General features: G+C 51.6%; 2 tRNA genes and 2 rRNA genes (1 of these 4 cut by a window edge). All 4 read left to right on the top strand.

The features are described from left to right. The first annotated feature begins 32 nt into the window (after window positions 1-32). Window positions 33-1,532: ribosomal RNA gene (locus tag QUA77_RS28595) — 16S ribosomal RNA — on the top strand. A gap of 116 nt (window positions 1,533-1,648) precedes the next feature. Continuing rightward, a tRNA-Ile gene (locus QUA77_RS28600) sits at window positions 1,649-1,722 on the top strand. Between the two features lie 93 nt (window positions 1,723-1,815). Beyond that, window positions 1,816-1,888 (top strand) — tRNA-Ala (locus tag QUA77_RS28605). A gap of 192 nt (window positions 1,889-2,080) precedes the next feature. Continuing rightward, window positions 2,081-2,500 (top strand): 23S ribosomal RNA (locus QUA77_RS28610); it runs 2,483 nt beyond the window's last position. Together the 16S and 23S rRNA genes with 2 tRNA genes alongside form the textbook arrangement of a ribosomal RNA operon.

Genomic DNA, 2,500 nt, shown 5'->3' on the forward strand with positions numbered 1-2,500 from the left:
AAAGAACTTGATATAAGCCAAAAGAACTCAACAACACGGAGAGTTTGATCCTGGCTCAGGATGAACGCTGGCGGTCTGCTTAACACATGCAAGTCGAACGGAGTAGAAATACTTAGTGGCGGACGGGTGAGTAACGCGTGAGAATCTGCCTTCAGGACGGAGACAACAGTTGGAAACGACTGCTAAGCCCCGATGTACCGAAAGGGAAAATATTTATAGCCTGAAGATGAGCTCGCGTCCGATTAGCTAGTTGGCGGAGTAAAAGCCCACCAAGGCGACGATCGGTAGCTGGTCTGAGAGGACGATCAGCCACACTGGGACTGAGACACGGCCCAGACTCCTACGGGAGGCAGCAGTGGGGAATTTTCCGCAATGGGCGAAAGCCTGACGGAGCAAGACCGCGTGGGGGAAGAAGGCTCTTGGGTTGTAAACCCCTTTTCTCTGGGAAGAAAGTTGTGAAAGCAACCTGACGGTACCAGAGGAATCAGCATCGGCTAACTCCGTGCCAGCAGCCGCGGTAAGACGGAGGATGCAAGCGTTATCCGGAATGATTGGGCGTAAAGCGTCCGCAGGTGGCAGTTCAAGTCTGCTGTCAAAGACCGGGGCTTAACTTCGGAAAGGCAGTGGAAACTGAACAGCTAGAGTATGGTAGGGGCAGAGGGAATTCCTGGTGTAGCGGTGAAATGCGTAGAGATCAGGAAGAACATCGGTGGCGAAGGCGCTCTGCTGGACCATAACTGACACTCAGGGACGAAAGCTAGGGGAGCGAATGGGATTAGATACCCCAGTAGTCCTAGCCGTAAACGATGGATACTAGGTGTTGTCTGTATCGACCCGGACAGTGCCGTAGCTAACGCGTTAAGTATCCCGCCTGGGGAGTACGCACGCAAGTGTGAAACTCAAAGGAATTGACGGGGGCCCGCACAAGCGGTGGAGTATGTGGTTTAATTCGATGCAACGCGAAGAACCTTACCAGGACTTGACATGTCGCGAATCCTTTGGAAACAGAGGAGTGCCTTCGGGAGCGCGAACACAGGTGGTGCATGGCTGTCGTCAGCTCGTGTCGTGAGATGTTGGGTTAAGTCCCGCAACGAGCGCAACCCTCGTGTTTAGTTGCCATCATTAAGTTGGGCACTCTAAACAGACTGCCGGTGACAAACCGGAGGAAGGTGGGGATGACGTCAAGTCAGCATGCCCCTTACGTCCTGGGCTACACACGTACTACAATGGTAGGGACAGAGGGCAGCCAACCCGCGAGGGCGAGCTAATCCCGTAAACCCTGCCTCAGTTCAGATTGCAGGCTGCAACTCGCCTGCATGAAGGCGGAATCGCTAGTAATCGCAGGTCAGCATACTGCGGTGAATCCGTTCCCGGGCCTTGTACACACCGCCCGTCACACCATGGAAGTTGGCCACGCCCGAAGTCATTACTCTAACCTTTCGAGGAGGAGGATGCCGAAGGCAGGGCTGATGACTGGGGTGAAGTCGTAACAAGGTAGCCGTACCGGAAGGTGTGGCTGGATCACCTCCTTTTAGGGAGACCATCTGAGACTAGACCGAACCTAAACAATAGGTCAAGCTCAGTCATCCCTGGTCGTTCGAGGAATAGATGTCAAAGCTTTCAAACTATTAACTGGTTCGGAACTCGCGGGCTATTAGCTCAGTTGGTTAGAGCGCACCCCTGATAAGGGTGAGGTCCCTGGTTCAAATCCAGGATGGCCCACCTGGAAAAAAAGTGATGAATTGTCAGTAATGAGTAATGGATAATCAAGGATTAATTCAGGACTCATAAAATCAAAATCAGAACTTGCTTAGTGGGGGTATAGCTCAGTTGGTAGAGCGCCTGCCTTGCACGCAGGAAGTCAGCGGTTCGAGTCCGCTTACCTCCACTCTCACTAACTGTAACCAACTACAAAAAAATAGAAATCAGCACCTAGACTGTCGAGATTGAAAGTCGGAATGCTGGAGTCTAGAACTCTAGTCAGAACCTTGAAAACTGCATAGAAATTAAGTCATCAAAGCGTGTCTATCATCCGAGTAATCGGATCATCTGACAAGCGACCACCATGAAAAAATCAAGTGGTCAAGTTACAAAGGGCTAACGGTGGATACCTAGGCACACAGAGGCGAAGAAGGACGTGGCGACCGACGATAAGCTCCGGGGAGCTGGAAGCAAGCATTGAGCCGGAGATGTCCGAATGGGGCAACCCAGTAAGCATCAGTTGAATACATAGACTGATAGCGGCGAACCCAGCGAATTGAAACATCTTAGTAGCTGGAGGAAGAGAAAGCAATAGCGATTTCCCAAGTAGTGGTGAGCGAACGGGAAACAGCCTAAACCAGAGGTTTTTACTTCTGGGGTCGTGGGACAGTCAATTAACGTATCTTCAAGCTAGACAAAGCAGTTGAAAGCTGCACCAGAGAAGGTGAAAGTCCTGTAGTCGAAAGTAGAAAAGAGCGTGACTGTATCCCGAGTAGCACGGGGCCCGTGAAATCCCGTG

The sequence above is a fragment of the Microcoleus sp. K5-D4 genome (assembly GCF_036704575.1).
In the GTDB taxonomy this organism is placed as follows: domain Bacteria; phylum Cyanobacteriota; class Cyanobacteriia; order Cyanobacteriales; family Microcoleaceae; genus Microcoleus.